At 67.1% G+C, this 18,545-nt stretch carries 17 protein-coding genes; 1 reads left to right on the forward strand and 16 read right to left on the reverse strand.

Going from position 1 to position 18,545, the window contains the following annotated elements:
* Positions 1-285 precede the first annotated feature (285 nt).
* Genes C438_RS20205 through C438_RS01965 form a run of 3 tightly spaced genes read right to left on the reverse strand, consistent with a single transcriptional unit; the run spans position 286 to position 2,177 of the window.
* Positions 286-690 carry a GIY-YIG nuclease family protein gene (locus C438_RS20205; protein WP_394295245.1) on the reverse strand — a complete coding sequence of 135 codons (405 nt, stop codon included), beginning with the start codon at positions 688-690 and terminating at the stop codon, positions 286-288.
* Positions 691-735: 45 nt separating this feature from the next.
* A complete protein-coding gene (locus tag C438_RS01960; protein ID WP_004967561.1) occupies positions 736-1,452 on the reverse strand; it encodes an ABC transporter permease in 717 nt (238 codons plus the stop codon).
* Complete coding sequence (locus C438_RS01965) at positions 1,449-2,177, reverse strand: ABC transporter ATP-binding protein (protein ID WP_004967562.1); 729 nt, start codon at positions 2,175-2,177, stop codon at positions 1,449-1,451. Before C438_RS01965 ends, C438_RS01960 begins: the two co-directional genes overlap by 4 nt.
* Before the next feature lie 346 nt (positions 2,178-2,523).
* On the opposite strand from C438_RS01965, the gene C438_RS01970 reads away from it, so the two are divergent.
* Entirely contained in the window at positions 2,524-4,260 is a 1,737-nt protein-coding gene (locus C438_RS01970; RefSeq protein WP_004967563.1) for a methyl-accepting chemotaxis protein, read from the forward strand.
* 126 nt (positions 4,261-4,386) lie between these two features.
* Here C438_RS01970 and katG read toward each other — a convergent pair whose 3' ends face one another.
* The 13 genes from katG to C438_RS02035 all read right to left on the reverse strand — a co-directional run bounded on the left by katG (position 4,387) and on the right by C438_RS02035 (position 18,278).
* Positions 4,387-6,543, reverse strand: a complete 2,157-nt coding sequence (gene katG, locus C438_RS01975; protein WP_004967564.1) for a catalase/peroxidase HPI — start codon at positions 6,541-6,543, stop codon at positions 4,387-4,389.
* A gap of 243 nt (positions 6,544-6,786) precedes the next feature.
* Positions 6,787-7,446 (reverse strand): aspartate/glutamate racemase family protein, encoded by a 660-nt coding sequence (locus C438_RS01980; protein ID WP_004967565.1) that lies wholly within the window; start codon positions 7,444-7,446, stop codon positions 6,787-6,789.
* Positions 7,446-8,426: a nitroreductase family protein gene (locus tag C438_RS01985; protein ID WP_004967566.1), complete on the reverse strand. Its 981-nt coding sequence runs from the start codon at positions 8,424-8,426 to the stop codon at positions 7,446-7,448. Before C438_RS01985 ends, C438_RS01980 begins: the two co-directional genes overlap by 1 nt.
* Positions 8,423-9,370, reverse strand: coding sequence for an aminopeptidase (locus C438_RS01990; protein ID WP_004967567.1), 948 nt, complete (start codon positions 9,368-9,370; stop codon positions 8,423-8,425). The genes C438_RS01985 and C438_RS01990 overlap by 4 nt, the downstream gene beginning before the upstream one ends.
* Position 9,371: 1 nt before the next feature.
* Entirely contained in the window at positions 9,372-10,031 is a 660-nt protein-coding gene (locus tag C438_RS01995; RefSeq protein ID WP_004967568.1) for an AroM family protein, read from the reverse strand.
* Position 10,032: 1 nt separating this feature from the next.
* Complete coding sequence (locus C438_RS02000) at positions 10,033-10,950, reverse strand: DUF1177 domain-containing protein (protein ID WP_004967569.1); 918 nt, start codon at positions 10,948-10,950, stop codon at positions 10,033-10,035.
* Between the two features lie 8 nt (positions 10,951-10,958).
* Positions 10,959-12,041, reverse strand: coding sequence for a DUF917 domain-containing protein (locus tag C438_RS02005; protein WP_004967570.1), 1,083 nt, complete (start codon positions 12,039-12,041; stop codon positions 10,959-10,961).
* The gene (locus tag C438_RS02010) at positions 12,038-12,400 is read right to left on the reverse strand and encodes a hypothetical protein (protein ID WP_004967571.1); all 363 of its coding nucleotides are present in this window, start codon (positions 12,398-12,400) and stop codon (positions 12,038-12,040) included. The genes C438_RS02005 and C438_RS02010 overlap by 4 nt, the downstream gene beginning before the upstream one ends.
* The gene (locus C438_RS02015; RefSeq protein WP_004967572.1) at positions 12,397-13,461 is read right to left on the reverse strand and encodes an ABC transporter ATP-binding protein; all 1,065 of its coding nucleotides are present in this window, start codon (positions 13,459-13,461) and stop codon (positions 12,397-12,399) included. The genes C438_RS02010 and C438_RS02015 overlap by 4 nt, the downstream gene beginning before the upstream one ends.
* A complete protein-coding gene (locus C438_RS02020) occupies positions 13,458-14,600 on the reverse strand; it encodes an ABC transporter ATP-binding protein (RefSeq protein WP_004967573.1) in 1,143 nt (380 codons plus the stop codon). The genes C438_RS02015 and C438_RS02020 overlap by 4 nt, the downstream gene beginning before the upstream one ends.
* 1 nt (position 14,601) lies before the next feature.
* Positions 14,602-15,507 (reverse strand): ABC transporter permease, encoded by a 906-nt coding sequence (locus tag C438_RS02025; protein ID WP_004967574.1) that lies wholly within the window; start codon positions 15,505-15,507, stop codon positions 14,602-14,604.
* A gap of 2 nt (positions 15,508-15,509) precedes the next feature.
* Complete coding sequence (locus tag C438_RS02030) at positions 15,510-16,529, reverse strand: ABC transporter permease (protein WP_007275400.1); 1,020 nt, start codon at positions 16,527-16,529, stop codon at positions 15,510-15,512.
* Positions 16,530-16,580: 51 nt separating this feature from the next.
* Positions 16,581-18,278, reverse strand: a complete 1,698-nt coding sequence (locus C438_RS02035; protein WP_004967576.1) for an ABC transporter substrate-binding protein — start codon at positions 18,276-18,278, stop codon at positions 16,581-16,583.
* Positions 18,279-18,545: the final 267 nt, after the last annotated feature.

The following is an 18,545-nucleotide window of genomic DNA, read 5'->3' on the forward strand; positions in this document are numbered from 1 at the left end:
GGAACGCGGGTCGCCGCCGTCTTGCGGTCAGGCGGGACAAGCGGGATGGTCGTTTCTCGAAGTGTACGCGGGCTAGTAATTCCACGTTTGACACCGACCACGGCCTGTATTCGTGATTGGTGACTTTGGAGATGGAACTAAGTAGGGTTGGGTGGCCGGTGAGGTGTCAGCAATGGTATTCCGAAAGCTCCGAAACCACGACGGCACCCCGCTTGTTGCACTCGACCTCGGCGGCACATCGAAACCGTGCCTCTTCACCGGGGTCCCGAAACGAGCGGGGAGCGCTTATGGCCACCAGTTCTTGCCTTCCCGATACACCGTCTCAATGACACTCTCGAGTACGTCCGTGCGGTGGTCGTTACGCTTCCGGTTCAGTGGGGGAAGTCCACCGAATCGGTCTTCGTAGAGGGTGAGTTCGGTGTTCTCGATCTTATGGGCCATCCACTTTGGCGATTTCCACGGGTAGTTCACCAAATCGTAACGACCGCAGTACGACTTCACGGTGTCATACTGGAATCGCAGAGGGTCTTTCTTGGCGTGCTCAAACAATCTGCGTTGTAGATTATTGCTCTCTCCGATATACGCGACACCGTCACTCGTTCGAAGCCAGTACACGCCTGCTTCCGCAGGCACACTACCTCGGATGTTCTCCCTCGTGTAGTCGAACGGTCTACCAGGTTGCGGTGGCATTTAATGATATACGTTTGACTGGAATATAGCGATTTCTCCGGACTCTCACCGGACTCGCCGGAGCGTCTCGTTGGCGGCGATCGCGGACAGTTCGGTGAAAAACAGGAGCGCCACGACCGCGACCCAGAGGTCTCTCGCGCTCCCCTCGTCGAGAACGACGTAGTTCATCCCCTGAATCAGGTAGGTGAGCGGCATGGCCCGTGCGAGAACTTCGAGTGCGAACGGCAGGTCTTCCACGGGCATGAACGTACCGCCGAGGATAATCTGCGGAGAGATGACGATGGGGACGAACTGCATCACTTGGAACTCGTTTTGGGCGAACAGCGACAGGAGGATACCGATGGCCAGCGCCGACAGTGCGCCGAGCCATTCGACGAGAAAGAAGAGTGCAACCCCGTGTTCGAACTCGAGTTCGAAGAAGTGAACCGACGCGCCGAGCACCACGAGCGACAGCGCAGTCGCCAGCAACCCGTACCCGAGGACGTATCCCAAGACCAGTTCCAGCCGTGAGATGGGTGAGACGAGGACGCGTTCGAACGTCCCCGCCTGACGCTCTCGCAGGAACCCGATTGCGGTGAGAATGTAGGTCAGCATGAACACGAACACCGCGAGCAGTACCGGCGCGACTTCGGTTGGGCGCTCGAACACCTCGCTCAACAAGTAGATGAGGACCACGGGAACGACGAGAATCAATCCGAGTGTCCGTTTGTCTCCCCGAAGCGTCATCAGGATTCGGAGCGAGACCGCCTGTGCCCCGCTCATCGCTCCCCCAACAGTTCGAGGAAGGCGCTTTCGAGGTCGGCGGCCCCCGTCGACGCGAGGAACGCGTCGGGCGTGTCGACCGCGAGGGCGCGCCCGTCTCGCAAGAACAACACGCGGTCGCAGTTCGTCGCTTCGCCGAGGTAGTGCGTCGACACGATGACGATGGCACCGTCGTCACGCCGCTCGCGGAATCCGCGCCACATCGACGCCCGAAGCACCGGGTCGACCCCGACGGTGGGTTCGTCGAGGACGATGACGTCGGGGTCGTGGACGAGCGTACACGCGAGACTCACTCGGCGAATCAGACCGCCCGAGAGCGTCCGCACACGGTCGTCGGCCCGGTCACCGAGTTCGACGAACGAGAGCGCCCGTTCGACCGCTTCACGTCGGTTCGAGAGGCCGTACAAGCGCGCGAAGAAGGCAACGTTTTCGCGGACCGTGAGGTCGGAGTACACGGCTTCTCGCTGTGGCATGAACCCGATTCGCCCGCGCGTCGCAGGCCCGAGTTCGAGTGACGGGACGCCGTTGATGGCACTCGTCCCCGCGGAGGGGGCGAGCAGTCCGAGCAGACAGCGGATGAGCGTTGTCTTACCGGAACCGTTCGGTCCCGCGAGGCCGAGAATCTCGGGTTCGTCGAGGCGGATATCGACACCGTCGAGCGCGACAGTGGGTCCGAACTCACGGGAGAGTCCAACACAGGCGACCGAGACGTCACCGCCGTCCATATCAGTGAGAGGACAGCCAACTGAAAAAATACGATGGTCCGAGCAGTGCGGTTACCACCGTCGCGTGACCGAGGTTCGCCCGCGCCGCACACGCCCCTGACGAGTCCCACCGGCCGCACGAAAACCCGTCAAGCATCAATTAGGTAAACGGAAAGGGAAACGCCGAAAACCCCACAATATTGGGGTTCTGGGAGCGGAAATTGCCAGTGGGAGAATCAACGTTGATAAACGAGCGGCAATTCATTTCACCGCGAAGTCGAAGGGGAGGGGTATGGGAACGCCGACAGCGGACAGACAGCGTCGTCGCGGCGGTGTGGGGCGGTGGCGACAGGGGCTTCGAGACGCAGTGAGATACGTCCCGCAGGGGGACTCGATTCCGAGCGAGTCGTGGCGGGCGCGGCACCGAAACATCCTCGTCTTCCTCGTGGCGCACGCGCCGCTTTTGTACTTCCTCGGGAGCTTCACCGGGTCGGAGCCGTACGTCACGGGTGCGAGCTTCACCGCCGCGCCCGCCGAGCACGTCTTGGTCGGCGTCGGAGCGGTCGCGGTGCTGGCGCTTTTCGCGTGGCTTCCGTGGCTCCCGCGGCGGTTACGAAGCGGGTTCGCGTCGACCGGGTTGCTGACGTGTTCGGCCCTGCTCGTCTACTTTTCGGGCGGCTACATCGAGGCGCACTTCCACTTTTTCGTCATCGTGGCCGTCCTCGCGGTGTACGAGGACTGGGTTCCGTTCGTCGTCGGCATCCTGTACGTCGCCATCCAGCACGGCGTCTTCGGCATGGCCCACCCGGAAGCGGTGTACAACCACCCCGACGCCATCGCCAACCCGATGGGGTGGGGGCTCGTCCACGCGGTGTTCCTCCTCGCGCTCGCGGCGGCGTTAGTCACGAACTGGTTCTCCATCGAGCGCTCTCGGGAGGAGACCAGACAGAAGATGCAGAGCCTCGAAGACAGCGAGGAGGCGAAGGCCGAAGTCGAGCGTCTGAACGAGCAGTTGGTGGTGCAGGCCGACGAACTCGCCGCGGCCATGGACGCCGTCTCGGAGGGTGACTTCACCGCGGACCCGCCGGAGGGGTCGGACATCGAGGCCATCGAGGCCATCAGCGACGCCTTCGTGGCGATGAAGCGCGACCTCTCGTCGACCATCGTCGACCTCCGGTCGTTCGCGGCGACCGTCGAGCGGACGACGCGGTCGGTCCACGACGACGCCGAAGCGCTCGAACGGACGCAACGACAGCTCGCGGCCGACGTGGGGACGTTCGCCGCGGACGTGCGCGAGCAGGCACGCGACCTCGAATCCACGACCGACGAACTGAGTAGTCTCTCGGCGACAATCGAGGAAATCGCCGCGAACGCCGACCAGGTCTCGGGCGAGGCCAGCGACGCGGCGGCGGCCGCCGACGAGGGGACCGGAACCGCGGCGGCGGCCATCGAGGCAATCGAGAACGTCGAACAGAGCGTCGGCGAACTCGCGTCGCTCGTCGAGTCGCTCGACGAGCGGATGGACGACGTCTCGAAGAGCACCGACCTCATCGAGTCCATCGCCGAGCAGACGAACACGCTCGCGCTCAACGCGAACATCGAGGCCGCCCGCGCCTCGGACGGAAGCGAGGGGTTCGCCGTCGTCGCGGAGGAGGTGAAGTCCCTCGCCGACGAGACGCAGAACCACTCGTCGGCCATCGAGCGGACGATATCCGAGACGGTCGACGACGTGGCGCGCGTGCAGGCGGAGATGAAACAGACGAAGGCACAGCTCGAAACGGGGCGGGCGACGACGACCGACGCCGCCGAGGCGTTCGCGGCGGTCTCGGACATCGTCGAGAGCGTCGATATGTCGGTCGACGAGGTCGCCACGGCGACCGACGACGGCGCGCGGACGACCGAGGAGGTCGTCGACGCGATTATCGGCATCGCCGACCACTCGCGGGACATCGCGGAACAGAGCGACGCGCTGGCGAGCCAAGCCGAGTCCCGAGCGGCGACGATTTCGGAGATTCGAGCGCAACTCGACGAACTCAGGGGCCAGACCGGCGGCCTCCAAGAGCGACTCGAAACGTTCGACTGCGACGTTCCCGCCGACGACTGAGGCGGGGGAATCGAATCGGCGCGAGAACGTCAAAAAATCAGCCCGCGGCGACGACCCCGACCGCAGACATCGCGTCGGGAGCCGACGCCGCGCCTCAGCCGCGACCGAACGCGGCGGGCGGCGCGGTTATTCGAGGTCGAAGCGGTCGTGGCTCATGACCTTGTGCCACGTCTCGACGAAGTCCTCGACGAACTCCGCTTCGCCGTCGTCGCCGCCGTACACTTCCGCGATGGCGCGAAGCCGGGAGTTCGACCCGAAGACGAGGTCGAAGCGGGTGGCCTCCCACTCGACGTCGCCCGTCTCGCGGTCGCGGACTTCGTACAGGTACTGGTCGTCCGAGACCGGCTCCCACTCGTAGTCCATGTCGAGCAGGTTCACGAAGAAGTCGTTCGTGAGCGTCTCGGGCTCGTCGGTGAGGACGCCGAGGTCGGAGTCCTGGTAGTTCGCGCCCAGCGCGCGCATGCCGCCGACGAGGACGGTCATCTCGTGCGCCGAGAGGGCGAGCAGGTCCGCCTTGTCGACGAGCAGGTCCTCGGGGCGCTCCTCGACGTCGTCCGCGATGTAGTTGCGGAAGCCGTCGGCGTCCGGCTTGAGCATCTCGAACGACTCGACGTCGGTCTGTTCCTGCGACGCGTCGGTCCGGCCGGGCTCGAACGGCACCTCGACGTCGTAGCCGGCGTCCGCCGCCGCCTGTTCGACGGCCGCAACGCCGCCCAGCACGATGAGGTCCGCGAGCGAGACGCGGGTGTCGTCGGACTGCGCGCCGTTGAACGACTCCTGAATCCCTTCGAGGGTGCCGAGCACGTCATCGAGCTGGTCGGGCTCGTTGACCTCCCAGCTACGCTGGGGTTCGAGGCGGATGCGCGCGCCGTTCGCGCCGCCGCGCTTGTCGCTGTCGCGGTACGTGGACGCCGCGGCCCACGCCGTCTTGACGAGTTGGGAGACAGAGAGGTCCGAGTCGAGAAGCTCGGCTTTGAGCTCCTCGACGTCCTCGTCGTCGATGAGGTCGTAGTCGGCGTCCGGGATGGGGTCCTGCCACAGCATCGCCTCGTCCGGGACCTCGGGACCGTAGAGCCGGGACGGCGGGCCCATGTCGCGGTGGAGGAGCTTGTACCACGCCTTGGCGAACGACTCCTGGAACTCCGCGGGGTCCTCGCGGAACTCCTCGAGCACCGCGCGGAAGTCGGGGTCCTTCTTCAGCGCGATGTCGGTGGTGAGCATCATCGGGTCGACGAACTGGTCGGGGAGGTGCGCGTCCGGAGCCGCGTCCGGAATCTTGTCCGCGGGCGACTCGTCGGCCGGCCGCCACTGCCACGCACCGCCGGGGCCCTTGTGCGCTTCCCACTCGTAGTCGAGCAGGTTGGCGACGTAGCCCATGTCCCACTGGGTGGGCGCGCTGGTCCACGGACCCTCGATGCCGCTGGTGATGGTGTCGGGGCCCTTCCCGGAGCCGTGGTTGTTCTTCCAGCCGAGGCCCTGTTCCTCGATGGGAGCCGCCTCGGGCTCCGCTTCGAGGTTGTCGCCGGAGTCCGCGCCGTGGACCTTCCCGAACGTGTGGCCGCCGGCGATGAGCGCGACGGTCTCCTTGTCGTTCATCGCCATGCCGCTGAACGTCTGGCGGATGTTCTTCGCGGAGCCTTCGAGGTCGGGTTCGCCGTTGGGGCCCTCGGGGTTGACGTAGATGAGGCCCATGACGGTGTTGCCGAGCGGCTCTTTGAGGTTACCCTCCTCGTCGAAGCGGTCGGGGGAGGTCGTCTCCCACTCCTCTTCGGGGCCCCAACTGGGGGCCTTGTCGCCGACGTAGTCGTCGGCGCGGCCGCCCGCGAAGCCGAACGTCTCGAAGCCCATCGATTCGAGGGCCACGTTGCCGGCGAGGACGATGAGGTCGCCCCACGAGAGCTGGTTGCCGTACTTCTTCTTGACGGGCCAGAGGAGGCGTCGCGCCTTGTCGAGGTTCACGTTGTCCGGCCAACTGCTGATCGGCGGGAGGCGCTGGTGCCCGCCGGACGCGCCGCCGCGGCCGTCGTGGGCGCGGTACGTCCCGGCGCTGTGCCACGCCATCCGGATGAAGAGGGGACCGTAGTGACCGTAGTCCGCCGGCCACCAGTCCTGCGAGGAGGTCATGACCTCTTCGAGGTCGGCTTTCACCTGCTCGTAGTCGAGCTTCTGGAACTCCTCGGCGTAGTCGAACTCCTCGCCCATCGGGTCGGTCTGTTGTGCGTTCTGGTCGAGGATTTCGAGGTCTAACTGGTTCGGCCACCAGTCATGGTCGGAGCCATTCATACGCGAACAGTTACCGCTTTTGGGTGATAAAATTGACTGATCTTGAATTAAGTCTTGGCTATAGCCAAAGCAATCTTTTTACTTTATGAATAATTCTCAGAAGAGCCGTCTTGACGAGCACTCGTTCCGCGTCCGAGCCGGCCGCACGGGTCTGCGACGTGACCGAGAGCGTCGAAAATCGCTCGCGCGTGACCCCGAGCGCGGCGCGAGCGGCGCGGAATGCCGTCGGGGTGGTCCGGCAACCTACTGCCGTGGTGGACGCGGCGGCGCGACGGCGGTCGTCGCCACCGCGCCCATCGCCACGACAGGGTCGACGATGGGTATCGGAACGTCGGCCCGCACGTCGGGAATCGCGCCCGACGAGGAGATGCCGGTACAGCTCGGCGCGACGACGTCACAGCCGGCGTCGACGAGGCGGTCGACCGCCGCGCGAATCGCCGCCCGGCCGTCGTCGGTCGTGAGGTAGTTCGTCGTCGCCGCGCCCTCGACGACTGCCTCGGCCGCGAGCCGGTCGCCGAGCAGGTCACGAATGGCCGACCCGGCCCCGTTTTCGAGGCCGAGCGTCCCGACGCGCTCGCCGCGGGCGGACGCGACGGCCGCCACGCTCGCGCCCGCGCCGACGACCGGGATGTCGAGGGCTTCGTCCAGCGCCGCCACGCCGGGGTCGAGCGCGCAACTGACGCAGAGCGCGTCGACCTCGGTCGCCAGCTCGCGGCCGAGCGCCTCGATGTACGGGAGCGCGTCGGCCTCGGCGGCCGCGTCCGGAATCCCGTCGGGGTGGTCGGGGATGCACCGCGACAGCGTCGAGACGTGCGGGTAGTGGCGCTCGACGAGCCGCCCGTGGCGGGCGACCTCCGCGGGGTCGTCGAGGGTGAGCACGCGGAGGACGCCGAGTTCGACCATCAGGCGGCACCCCCGGCGTTTCGCTCGGCGCCCGGGTCCGAGTCTGGCGAGTCCGAGTCCGCGTCCAGCGCGTCCGAATCCGGGTCCGGCGCGTCCGCGTCCGCCGGCTCGTCGATGCCGCGGGCCTCGAAGAAGCCCTGCTGGCGGAGCGCGTCGAGCAGTTCGCCCTCGCGGCGGTTCATGAAGCCGTTCGGGCCCCAGTAGCGTTCGAGCGTCTCCTGCCACTCGCGGCGGTCGTCGCCGTAGACGCTGTCGCCGTACATCTCGTTCATCGCGTCGTAACAGGCGTCGAGTTGCGCCTCGGTGGGGTCGCGGTAGCCGCCCTCGTGGAGCACCGTGTCGAGCGGAACCCGCGGGGCGTTCTCGGTCGCCTCGCCGTGGCGCGGGACGCCGAGACAGAGGCCGAAAATCGGCAGGACGCCCGCGGGGAGGTCGGCCGTCGCGGCGACCTCGGTGAGGTTGTTCAGGATGTTGCCGATGGGACAGACGCCGTAGCCGCGGCTCTCGGCGGCCAGCATCACGCCCATCGCGGCCAGCGAGGCGTCTATCGACCCCTCCAACAGCCCCATCGCGGGCGTCGTCCGGAACTCGCGGTCGCGGTGCTCCAACAGCAGTCGAATCCGGCGGACGTCGATGCAGACGAGGAGGAAGTGACTCGCCTCCTCGACCTGCACGGTACCGCGGCTACACAGCTCGTGAATCCGCTCGCGGCGGTCGGGGTCGCGCACCCAGACGAAACTGTACATCTGGGTCGTCCCGCTGGTCGGGGCCTTCCGCCCGGCGTCGACCATCGCGCGGACCTGGTCGCCGGGAATCTCGGCGTCCGTGTCGAACTGGCGGACCGTCGCGCGGCGCGCCAGCCACGGGGAGAGGTCCGGAACCTCGGCGGCCGCCGCGGCGAGGGCGGGGCGGTCCGCGTGGTCTGCTTGCTTGTGGTCCGCGCCCGCTCGGTCGCCGGGCGAGGGCGCGCGGTCGCTCACACGCGCACCTCGCCGTCGGCGACGACGACCTCGCCGTCGAGCGAGACCGTGGGTTCGAGGATGACGCCGTCGAGGTGCGAGTCGCAGTCGATGGTCCCGCCGAAGCCGAGGTTGTCGCCGAAGGCGACGTGGCAGGTGCCGTACACCTTCTCGTCTTCGAGGACGGTGCCGATGATGCTCGCCGCCGGGTTCGTCCCGAGACCGAGTTCGCACACCCGCCGGGCGCAGTCGTCGCCGCTCGTCGCGTCGAGGAACTCGTCGGCGGCCGCGCCCTCGACGGACGCGATGCGACCCTCGTCGAGTTCGACCGTCAGCGGCTCGTCGAGGACGCCGACGCCCGCGAGGCCGCCGTCGAAGACGAGCGTGCCGGTGGCCGTCCCCTCGACCGGCGCGATGTAGCTCTCGCCGGACGGGAGGTTCCCGGAGTCGCCGGGGCCGGCGATGATGCCGTCGCTCGGGATGCCGTCGCGGCCCGAAAGCGACATCGTCGCCGACGCGCCGCCGGCCTCGATGCGGGCCTCGTCGGCCGCGGTGAGCTTCTCCGTGAGCGCCGCCGTCAGGCGTTCGACCTCCTCGTAGTCGGCCGTAATCGCGCCCGCGCCGAACATCTGGTCCGTGATGCCGGGCATCGTGGCGACGCGAGCGCCGGCCTCGGTCGCGGCCTCTCGCGCTCGCGTGTGGGTCAGCGACGCGCTGGTCGGACAGACCACGACGTCGGCCGACGCCATGGCGCGGGCGACCGACTCCGGCGGCTCCATCCCGTTTCGCTCCATCGGCGGAATCTCGAACAGCCCGGACTCCAAGCCGAGTTCGACGCCCGCCTCGAACAGCGCCCGGCCGATGTGGTTCGTGTCGGTGTCGGTCACGACGAGGAGCGACTCGCCGGGGTGGGCGTCCATGTTCTCGGCGAGGAGTCGCGTCGCCACGGCGCGGTGATCGGCCACCTCAGAGCACCTCCTCGGCGGTCTTCGCCAGCACCGACCGCCCGAGCAGGACGCTCGTGTCCGTTATCTCGCGGACGGCCGCCTTCATCTCGGGCGTGTAGCCCATGCAGTCCATCACGATGAGGTCGGCGTCGGTGCCGATGTCGGCCGCGGCGGCCGACACCTCGTCTTCGTCGGCGTACGGCGACCCGGCGGCGGTGACGAGGTCGTAGTCGGCCCACTTCTCGAACGTCATGGCCTCCTGTTCCTCCTTGGGCATGATGACGCCGAGGGTTCCCCCGTCGAGGATGGTCGAGACCCACGCCGAAAGCAGGTCGCTCGGCTCGAAGACGGGGACGCTGACGTCGAACGGCGGGAAGTGGCCCGTACAGAGGACGCCGATGGCCGTGACCTCGGATTCGAGGCCGCGGATGCGCTCCCCGAGGAGTTCGACGACCGACTCGCGGTCGACGGTGACGGCCGTGCCGTCGGCGAGTCGGGAGACGTACACCGGCGCTCCGTCCCGCGGGCCGACCGCCGCCTCGACCTCGGCCGCCGAGTCGAACCGGTCGAGCGCGCCGACCTCGACGATGTCCACCTCGGGCGGGAGGGCCGCCGCGATGTCGGGCGTCACGTCGGTCCGGGGGGCCTGCCCGATGGTCACGAGTCCGAGCGTGGACATCTCAGACGCCCTCGCCCAGCGTCTGGAGGCGACCCATCGAGCCGTACAGCGACGTGAGGCGGTCGTACTCGGCCTCGTCGTAGAACGACGCGCGGCCGCGGGTGAAGTCCTTGGCCGTCTCGACGACGAACCCGGTCGCGTCGAGCAGGTCGGTGAGGTAGTTCGCGCCGGTCCCACAGCCTGGGACGGGCGAGACGCTCGTCGTCGCCACGCCCACGACGGGCGCGTCGGTCGCCGTCGCCGGCTGGAGAATGCTGTTGATGTGGTGGACGTCGTTGCCGTAGGGGGTGATGTCCTGCATCGTGAGCGTGAGCGTGCTCGGCGGGCGGCCGGTCGCCCGCTCTTGGATGTCGAGGAGGCTGTCGCTCACCTTCAGCACCCACCCCTCTTTCACCGTGGGCGTGATGGCGAAGCCGCGCTCGCAGTGGACGCGGTTGCCCTTCGTGGCGTCGACGGAGACGACGGCGTCCATCTCCTCGTCCACCTCGTGTTCGTTCATGGTGCTCGTATCGACCGGACTGCCCATGAAGGGCACCGGGTCGTGCGGGGAGGTCGGCGCGTCGGGACAGACGTGCGTGGCGATGCGAACGTCGCCGGCGAGCACGTCGCCGCGGGCGCGCATCTCGCCGAGGTGGAGCGCGACCGCGAGGGCGACGATTGCCCCGTCGGCGTCGGAGACCGGACCGAGTTCGGCCGGCCGCGCGGCGACCCCGCCGAGGCGACCGACGACGCCGAGCGTCGGCGCGTCCGGGTCGCGGCCGGGGACGACCGTCTTGACGAAGTCGGTCTCCCCCTCGTCGGTCGAGATGGTCGTCACCTCGGTTTCGAGACCGTACGTTTCGAGCGCGTCGCGTACCAGTTCGCCGTCCGCGTCGGGACGGCTGAGTATGTCGTATGCTTGCTGAATCTTGTCGAACATGAGTGTCGTTAGTTGAATACGTGTGATTTGACCGCTTTTCCGACCGCCTGTTCCACCGGGTCGAAGAGCGCGGGGTCGGCCATCCCCGCGCCCAGAGAGAGGTTCGCCGCGGGCGCGACGACGACCGCGACCGACCGGCCCTCCGCGAGTTCCGCCGTCGAGACGGGCATCCCCGTCTCGGCGTCGAGCGTCGTGATGAGGTCCGGGAACGTCGCGAGGCGCTCGCCGTCGAGTTCGAGCGTCATGTACTCGTTCCAGAAGGTGAGTTCGCGCCCCTCGATTTCGACCTCACCCACGTCGAAGCCGCCGGTCGTTTCGAGCGCGAACGACTCGACGGGACCGACGAGCGAGACCTCGCCACCGAGGACCTCGGCGACGCGTTCCGCGGCGTCGCGCCCGTCGTCGGCGAGTCTGACCGCGCGACCGACCGCCTCGGCTTGGTCGTACGTGTCGAGCGCCGCGTGCGCCTCGGCGTAGCTCGCGGGAACCGGATTGCGGGCAACGGCGACGAGGCCGCCGGCGTCTTCGGCCGCGTGCCGGACGAGCGACGCCGCGGTGCCGAGTTCCGCCTCGACGACCGTCTCCAGTCGGCTGGCGGTGCCCGGGACGCCGCCGACCGCCGCCTGCATCGAGTTCGCGTCCTGCGACAGCCCGATAGAGCCCATCGGCCCGGTCGGGTGCGCCCGCCCGTTACAGGCGGCGTCGACGAGCGGAAGCCCGGTCACGGCCGATTGGAGCAGGCCGTTGACGGTGGCGAACCCGCCCATCTCGTTTGTCATCAGCGCGCCGACGGTCGTCCCGTCGGCCGCGAGTCTGTCCACGAGTAGTTCCACCGCGCGCACGTAATCCGCGGGGTCGACGTGGCTCTCCGTCGCGGCGGGCGCGCCCACGCCGCTGACGGTCACCACCACGTCCGTCGGGTCGAGGTCGGCGACCGAGACGATGCTCGGCCGGCCGTACTCGACGGCGAGTTCGCCGAACTCGATGCCCTTCGAAAGCGAGCCGCCGCCCCCGCCGCCGAGGACCGCGCCGCCGACCGCGATGTCTTCGACCCATTCCGCCGTTATCGTCCGCGTGTCGTCTGTCGTCATTGGGGTGCCTCGGGGGTATCTGCGTCGTCTGCCGCCGCGCTGAGAAAGGCGTTCGGCCGCTGTCTGTCGGCGTTGCGAAGCGTCGCGGTCCCCCGCGCCCGGAGTCGCTTCATGCCCGCCGCGAGCAGGTGGTACGTCTGGTCGCGGCCCATCGATTCGAACAGTCCGTCGGACTTCGCCACCGCCGTGGCGCAGACCTCGTCGTCGCGGCACGGCCGGTCGCAGGCCGAACACGCCGGCTGGGCGGCCTTGAACGCCGCCGGGTCCGACGCGCACGACCGGAGCAGTTCGTCGGTCCACGGGCGGTTCTGCCGCGCTCGCCGGAGGGCGGCGAGACGGTCCGTGCGCTCTGCGGTCATTCCCACTCCGCGCCCTCCTCGAACCGGTCGTCGTGGAGGAAACACCGCGAGACCTGGTCCGGCCCGCGCTCGTACAGGTCGGGTTCCTCGACCGCGCAGGCGTCGAACTCGTGGGCACAGCGCGACCGGAAGGCACAGCCGCTGGGCTTTTCTCTCGGGTCCGGCACCTCGCCGTCGAGCGTGATTCGGTCGGGTTTCGCCAGTTCGTCCTCCTCGCTGATTGTCGAGATGGCGGACAGGAGCGCCCGGCTGTAGGGGTGTTGGGGCGACCCGAACACCGAGTCCACGTCGCCGACCTCGACGAGCCGCCCGAGGTACATGACGCCGATGCGGTCGGCGACGTTCTTCAGGAGCGAGAGGTCGTGGGTGATAAACAGGTAGGTGATGCCGAACTCCTCCTGTATCTCTTCGAGGATGTTGATGATGCGGGCCTGCACGCTCACGTCGAGCGCGCTCGTCGGCTCGTCGAGGACGACGAACTTCGGGTTGAGCGCGACCGCGCGGGCGATGCCGACGCGCTGTTTCTGGCCGCCCGAGAGCTGGCCGGGGTAGCGGTACATGAACTCCCGCGGGAGGTCCACCATGTCCAGTAGCTCCTCGACCCGTTCGAGCCGGGCCTCGGAGTCGCCGTAGTCGTGAATCTTCAGGGGTGCCTCGATAATCGACTTGACGCGGTGGCGCGGGTTGAGGCTCGAAGACGGGTCCTGATGGACGATTTGCATGTTCCGACGGAACCGCTTGAGCTCGCCGTCCGAGAGGTCGACGACGTTCTGGCCGTCGATTTCGACCCGCCCGCTCGTCGGCTCCGTCAGGCGGAGCATCGACCGGCCGGTCGTCGTCTTGCCGGAGCCGGACTCGCCGACGAGGCCGAACGTCTCGCCCTCGGCGATGGAGAAGCTCACGCCGTCGACGGCGCGGACCTCCCCCGCCTTCTTCTGGAGGATGCCCTCGAACAGCGGGAAGTGCTTCTTGAGGTTCTCGACCGTGACCATCGGGTCGTCGAGGTCGCGGTCGCGCTGTGCCGCCGCCGTCGAGTCGGTCGTGTACGCTGAGTCGTTCATTGGTCCGTCCCTCCGTCGGCGGAGACGTCGCCGGGCGCGTCGCCGCCGCCGGCCACGTCACCGCCGGCCAGCCACGGCGCGGTGCCGATGTCGACCCGTTCCGCGGCGAGCGATTCGTGGCGCTCGCGGGCCGGCGTTCCGCTGAACAGGTGGCACGCGGTCGCGTGGTCGGGACCGGTCTGCCGCGGGTAGGGGTAGGCGTCGTAACAGGCCGGCTCCGCGTGCGGACAGCGGTCGGCGAACCGACAGCCGGCCGGCGGGTCCGTGTAGTCGGGCAGGTGCCCTTCGATGCCGTCGCCGATGCCGGTCGACAGCGTCGGGATGCTCTCCAACAGCCCGCGGGTGTAGGGGTGCTGGGGGTTCGCAAACAGGTCGGCGGTCGGCGCTTGTTCGACGATTTCGCCCGCGTACATCACGTTGATGCGGTCGCTGACCTCGCGGGCGACGCCGAGGTCGTGGGTGATGTAGAGGACGCTCGTGTCGCGCTCCTCGACGAGTTCGTCGAGGAGGTCGAGCACCTTCGCCTCGGTCGTCACGTCGAGGGCGGTTCCCGGCTCGTCGGCGATGAGCAGGTCCGGCTCCGACAGGAGCGCGATGGCGATGAGGACGCGCTGGCGCATCCCCCCGGAGAGTTCGACCGGGTAGCTCTCGAAGACGCGCTCGGGGGCCGAGATTTCGACCTCGCCGAGCATCTCGATGGCCCGCCGCCTGTATTCGGCCTTCGAACCGGTCGAAAGCGCGTCGCGGACGAGCTTCGACAGCGACAGCCGCGGCCGCCCCTGCCACTTCAGCACGTCCATCATCTGCTCGCCGACCGTCAGGACGGGGTTGAGACTCGTCATCGGGTCCTGCATTATCATGCTCATCTCCTTGCCGCGCCGCGAGTGGCGCTCGGCGTCGGAAAGCGAGAGCACGTCCTCGCCCTTGTAGCGAATCTCGCCTTCGGGGATGGTCGCCGAGGGGAGCAGACCCATGATGGACTTCACAGTGACGCTCTTGCCACAGCCCGTCTCGCCGACGAGCGCCGCGGTTTCGCCGCGCTCGATGGTGAAATCGATGCCGTTTATCACTTCGGCCGTCCCGTCGTGGGTCTCGAAGTGGACGTGGAGGTTCTTCACCTCCAAGATGGGGTCGGCCATCTCAGTCCACCTCCACGTCGAGCACGTCGCGCAGGCCGTCGCCGATGAAGTTGAACCCGAGGACGGCGAAGGAAATCGCCAGTCCGGGGAACACGGCAATCCACCAGAAGCTCGTGACGTAGTTGCGGCCCTGTGCGATCATCGCGCCCCACGTCGGCGTCGGCGGTTGCGCGCCGAGGCCGAGAAACGACAGGCCCGCGCCGACGAGGATGACGAAGCCCATGTCGAGGGTCGCCTTGACCGTGATGGGGCTGACGACGTTCGGGAGAATCTCCCGGAACGTCGTCCGCATCCACCCCGACCCGAGCGCCCGGCTCGACTCGATGAACTCGTCTTCCTTTATCGAGAGCACCTCGCCCTGCACGAGGCGGGCGTACCACGACCACCACGAGAAGGCGATGGCGACCATGACGTTGAACAGCGACGCGCCGGTCGCGGCGACCACCGCCATGGCGAGGAGCGTGGGCGGGATGGCGAGGAAGATGTCCGTCACCCGCATGATGACGGTGTTCGTCGTCCCGCCGAGGTAGCCCGCGATGAGCCCGAGCGTCACGCCGATGGAGATGGCGATAGAGAGGACGACGCCGCTCATCAGGAGCGACAGGCGCGCGCCGAACAGGACGCGGCTGAAGATGTCGCGGCCGGTCGTGTCGGTGCCCATCAGGTGCGTCGCGCTCGGCGGCTCGCTCGCCTGGTCGAAGTAGACGCCCGCGCCGGCGTGTTCGGGGAACGGCGCGATGTACGGCGCGAGGAGCGCCGCGGCGACGAGCGTCAGAATCATCGCCAGTCCGACGAGCGAGAGCTTGTTGCCCGCGAACGTCCGAAAGCCGCGTTTGAGCTGTCGAATCCGCTCTTTCCGGGCGGCGCTCTCGGTGTCGAAAAACGGGATAGTGGTCTTCGTGGACACGGCTATCCCTCCTCCAGCCGCACCCGCGGGTCGAGGTAGCCGTACAGCAGGTCGACCACGAAGTTGGCGGTCACGAAGCCGATACCGACCACGATGGTGACGCCGACGATGGCGTTGAAGTCCTGATAGAGGATGGCTTGAACGCCGTAGCGCGCCATCCCCGGCCACGCGAAGACGATTTCCACGAGGAACGCGTTCCCGAGGAGGAAGCCGAAGGCGAGGCCGACCACCGTGAGTGAACTCGTAAAGGCGTTTTGGAGCATGTACTTGTATTCGATGAGGGTGTTCGGAAGGCCGTAGGCCCGCGCGGCGAGGACGTAGTCCTTGCGCTGTTCGTCGATCATGTCCGAGCGGATGAGCCGCATCACCTGCGCCAGCGTGGCGAGGCCGAGCGCGACGGTCGGCAACAGGAGGTGCGTGGCCGCGTCGACGAACGTCCCGAACTGGCCGGCGATGAGGCTGTCGACCAGATACAGACGGGTGACCGCCGGCGGGGGTGCCACGCCGTCGCTGAGTCGCCCCGAGAGGGGCAACAGCCCGAGGCTGACGACGAAGACGATTTGGAGGACGATAGCGACCCAGAACCGCGGCATCGACACGCCGAACAGGGCGGTGATGCGCGAGAGGTGGTCCTGCCAGCGGTCCTTGTTGGTGCCGGCGACGACGCCGAACGGAATCGCCAACAGAACGGCGCAAAACAGCGTGACGACGGTCAGTTCGAGCGTCGCGGGCAGGCGGGCGACGATGTCGGAAAAGACGTTGTTGTTCGTCCGAAGCGACATTCCCCAGTCGCCCTGTACGACGCCGACGAGCCAGTCGACGTACTGCATCGGCAGGGGCTGGTCGAGGCCCATCTCGGCGCGGAGCGCCGCGACTTGCTGGTCAGTTGCTTCCGGTCCGAGCGCTAACCGAACGGGGTCGCCCGGAATCACGCGGGATATCAGGAAGATGAGCACTGACAGCCCGAAGATGACGGGGACCGAGTGGATTGCGCGCCGAACGAGGTAATCTACGTATGACATTGGTGAGTTGGAAAGACGGCCCGAGGCGGGGCGTCGGAAGTCGTCGGGCGGCTACTTCGCCCGGCCCTCGCCGCTGCGAGTCATGGAGTGGACGTCCCAGTCGAACGACATCACGCCGCGGTACTGCCAGCCCTCGACGTTTTCGTTGATGCCGATGCGGTACGGCGGGTTGGCGATGTAGACGCTCGGCATGCCCTCGACAATGAGCGCCTGCGCCTCCTCGTACTTCTCCAGCCGCGACTGGAGGTCGGTGGACTTGCGCGCTTCTTCGAGGGTGGCCGCGATTTCGTCGGTGGAGTACCACGACTGGGAGATGTACGACCCGAACGAGGAGGGGTGGTACATCAGGTAGGTGTGGCTGTCCGGCGACGGCATCTTCGCCGTGTGGAAGATGTTCGTCATGTGGGCGGTCGACTCGGCGCTCGTCGCGCGGTCGGTGAGGCGAGCCCACTGAAGCGGGTTGATTTCGAGGTCGATGCCGAGTTCGTTCAGTCCGGCCTGATTGAGAAGCCCCATCTGGCGCTGGAGTTCAGTGCCGGCGACGACGACGTGTTCGAGGCCGATTTCGTTGATTTCCTCGACGGAGTAGTCCGCCTTGTCGAGGAACTCCTTGGCCTTGTCGAGGTCCTGTTCCATCGGGACGAGGTCGCCGTTGTGGCCCGCCATCTCGCGGGGGACCGGCCCGGCCGCGACGCCGCCGCCGCCGATGATGTCGTTGACGGCGCTGTCGTAGTCGAAGGCGTAGGCGATGGCCTTCCGGACGTTGATGTCGTCGGTCGGCGCCTTCTGGCAGTTCAGCGGGAAGTGGAACAACTGCAGTTGCGGCACCTCGGGGACGCGGACGTTGGAGTACGAGTCCATCTCGGCGTACGCCTGCGTGCCCATGTACTGGTCGGTCATGTCGCCTTCGCCCTGTTGCATCGTCGTCTTGATGGTGGACTCCTCGGTGATGACCGTCGAGCGGAACGTGTCGAAGCTGTCCTCGCTCCAGCCCTTCCAGTAGTCCTCGTAGGCCGACGCCTCGATGGAGTTGCCCTGCTCCCAGTTGTCGAGGACGTACGCGCCCGACCCGGCGGAGTTGTTCTGGAGGTAGGCGTTCCCGTAGTCGCCGTCCTGCTCGTTCTCCTGGACGACGGCGCTGTTGACGATGTAGAACTGGACGAACGTCGCCAGCGCCGGCCCGTACGCCTGATTGAACTCGAAGGCGACCGTCCGCTCGTCGCGGACGGTGATGTTCGAGGGGTCGAGGTAGTCGAGCCAGAACGACGAGTAGCCGCGCTGGAGTTCCAGCATCCGGGTGAGCGAGTACGCCACGTCGTCGGCGGTCAGCGGCGTGCCGTCGGAGAACGTCACGTCGTCGCGGAGGGTGAACACCCACGTCTGGCCCTCGTCTTCGGTGTCCCAGCTCTCGGCGATGTGGGCCGTCGGCTGGAGCGTCTCGGCGTCGACCGTGATGAGTTCGTCGTAGAGGTTCTGGGCGGCGAGCCCCTGCGTGTAGTCGACCTGCTCTGCGGGGTCGAGCGTCCCGAACACCTGCCCGGCGATGAAGTGGAAGTCGTTGCCGCCGCTTCCGCCGCTCCCGCCGCTCCCGTCGTCGCTCGTCTGTTCGGTCGCGGTCGAGTCGCTCCCCGAACTCCCGTCGGTCGTCTCGGTCTGCTGGGTCCCCTGACAGCCCGCGAGCGCGACACTCGTCGCTCCCGAACCGATGAGTTTCAGCAGTTTTCTGCGTTCTATGTTGCCGGTTGGCATGGAGGGTTGTGGATACCCCATTCGTATAAACCTTTCCTAGTGATTAAACATATCGTCGATAAAAGAAGTTGATTCATCTAATTTTTAGTTCGTAATAATTTTGGATAGGACCGAGAACCCACAGATATTGACGAATACGCCCCACGAGAAGATATAGAAGCCGATTCGGTCTTGACTCCCCCAACAGAGATTGAATATGCACAGCTAATCGTGAGAATAGTGGACATCCTCTGCTCGCCAATCACGAGAACGTCGCGGCGAGCGCGG

The organism is Haloferax denitrificans ATCC 35960, from assembly GCF_000337795.1.
Taxonomy (GTDB): domain Archaea; phylum Halobacteriota; class Halobacteria; order Halobacteriales; family Haloferacaceae; genus Haloferax; species Haloferax denitrificans.

Excerpts from the sequence above, each read along its gene's own strand:
- C438_RS02005 (WP_004967570.1), bottom strand. The coding sequence starts at position 12,041 with ATGACGACAGACGACACGCGGACGATAACGGCGGAATGGGTCGAAGAC.
- C438_RS01960 (WP_004967561.1), bottom strand. The coding sequence starts at position 1,452 with ATGAGCGGGGCACAGGCGGTCTCGCTCCGAATCCTGATGACGCTTCGG.
- C438_RS02015 (WP_004967572.1), bottom strand. The coding sequence starts at position 13,461 with ATGAACGACTCAGCGTACACGACCGACTCGACGGCGGCGGCACAGCGC.
- C438_RS02020 (WP_004967573.1), bottom strand. The coding sequence starts at position 14,600 with ATGGCCGACCCCATCTTGGAGGTGAAGAACCTCCACGTCCACTTCGAG.
- C438_RS01980 (WP_004967565.1), bottom strand. The coding sequence starts at position 7,446 with ATGGTCGAACTCGGCGTCCTCCGCGTGCTCACCCTCGACGACCCCGCG.
- katG (WP_004967564.1), bottom strand. The coding sequence starts at position 6,543 with ATGAATGGCTCCGACCATGACTGGTGGCCGAACCAGTTAGACCTCGAA.
- C438_RS02010 (WP_004967571.1), bottom strand. The coding sequence starts at position 12,400 with ATGACCGCAGAGCGCACGGACCGTCTCGCCGCCCTCCGGCGAGCGCGG.
- C438_RS01965 (WP_004967562.1), bottom strand. The coding sequence starts at position 2,177 with ATGGACGGCGGTGACGTCTCGGTCGCCTGTGTTGGACTCTCCCGTGAG.
- C438_RS02030 (WP_007275400.1), bottom strand. The coding sequence starts at position 16,529 with ATGTCATACGTAGATTACCTCGTTCGGCGCGCAATCCACTCGGTCCCC.
- C438_RS02035 (WP_004967576.1), bottom strand. The coding sequence starts at position 18,278 with ATGCCAACCGGCAACATAGAACGCAGAAAACTGCTGAAACTCATCGGT.
- C438_RS20205 (WP_394295245.1), bottom strand. The coding sequence starts at position 690 with ATGCCACCGCAACCTGGTAGACCGTTCGACTACACGAGGGAGAACATC.
- C438_RS01995 (WP_004967568.1), bottom strand. The coding sequence starts at position 10,031 with ATGTCCACGCTCGGACTCGTGACCATCGGGCAGGCCCCCCGGACCGAC.
- C438_RS02000 (WP_004967569.1), bottom strand. The coding sequence starts at position 10,950 with ATGTTCGACAAGATTCAGCAAGCATACGACATACTCAGCCGTCCCGAC.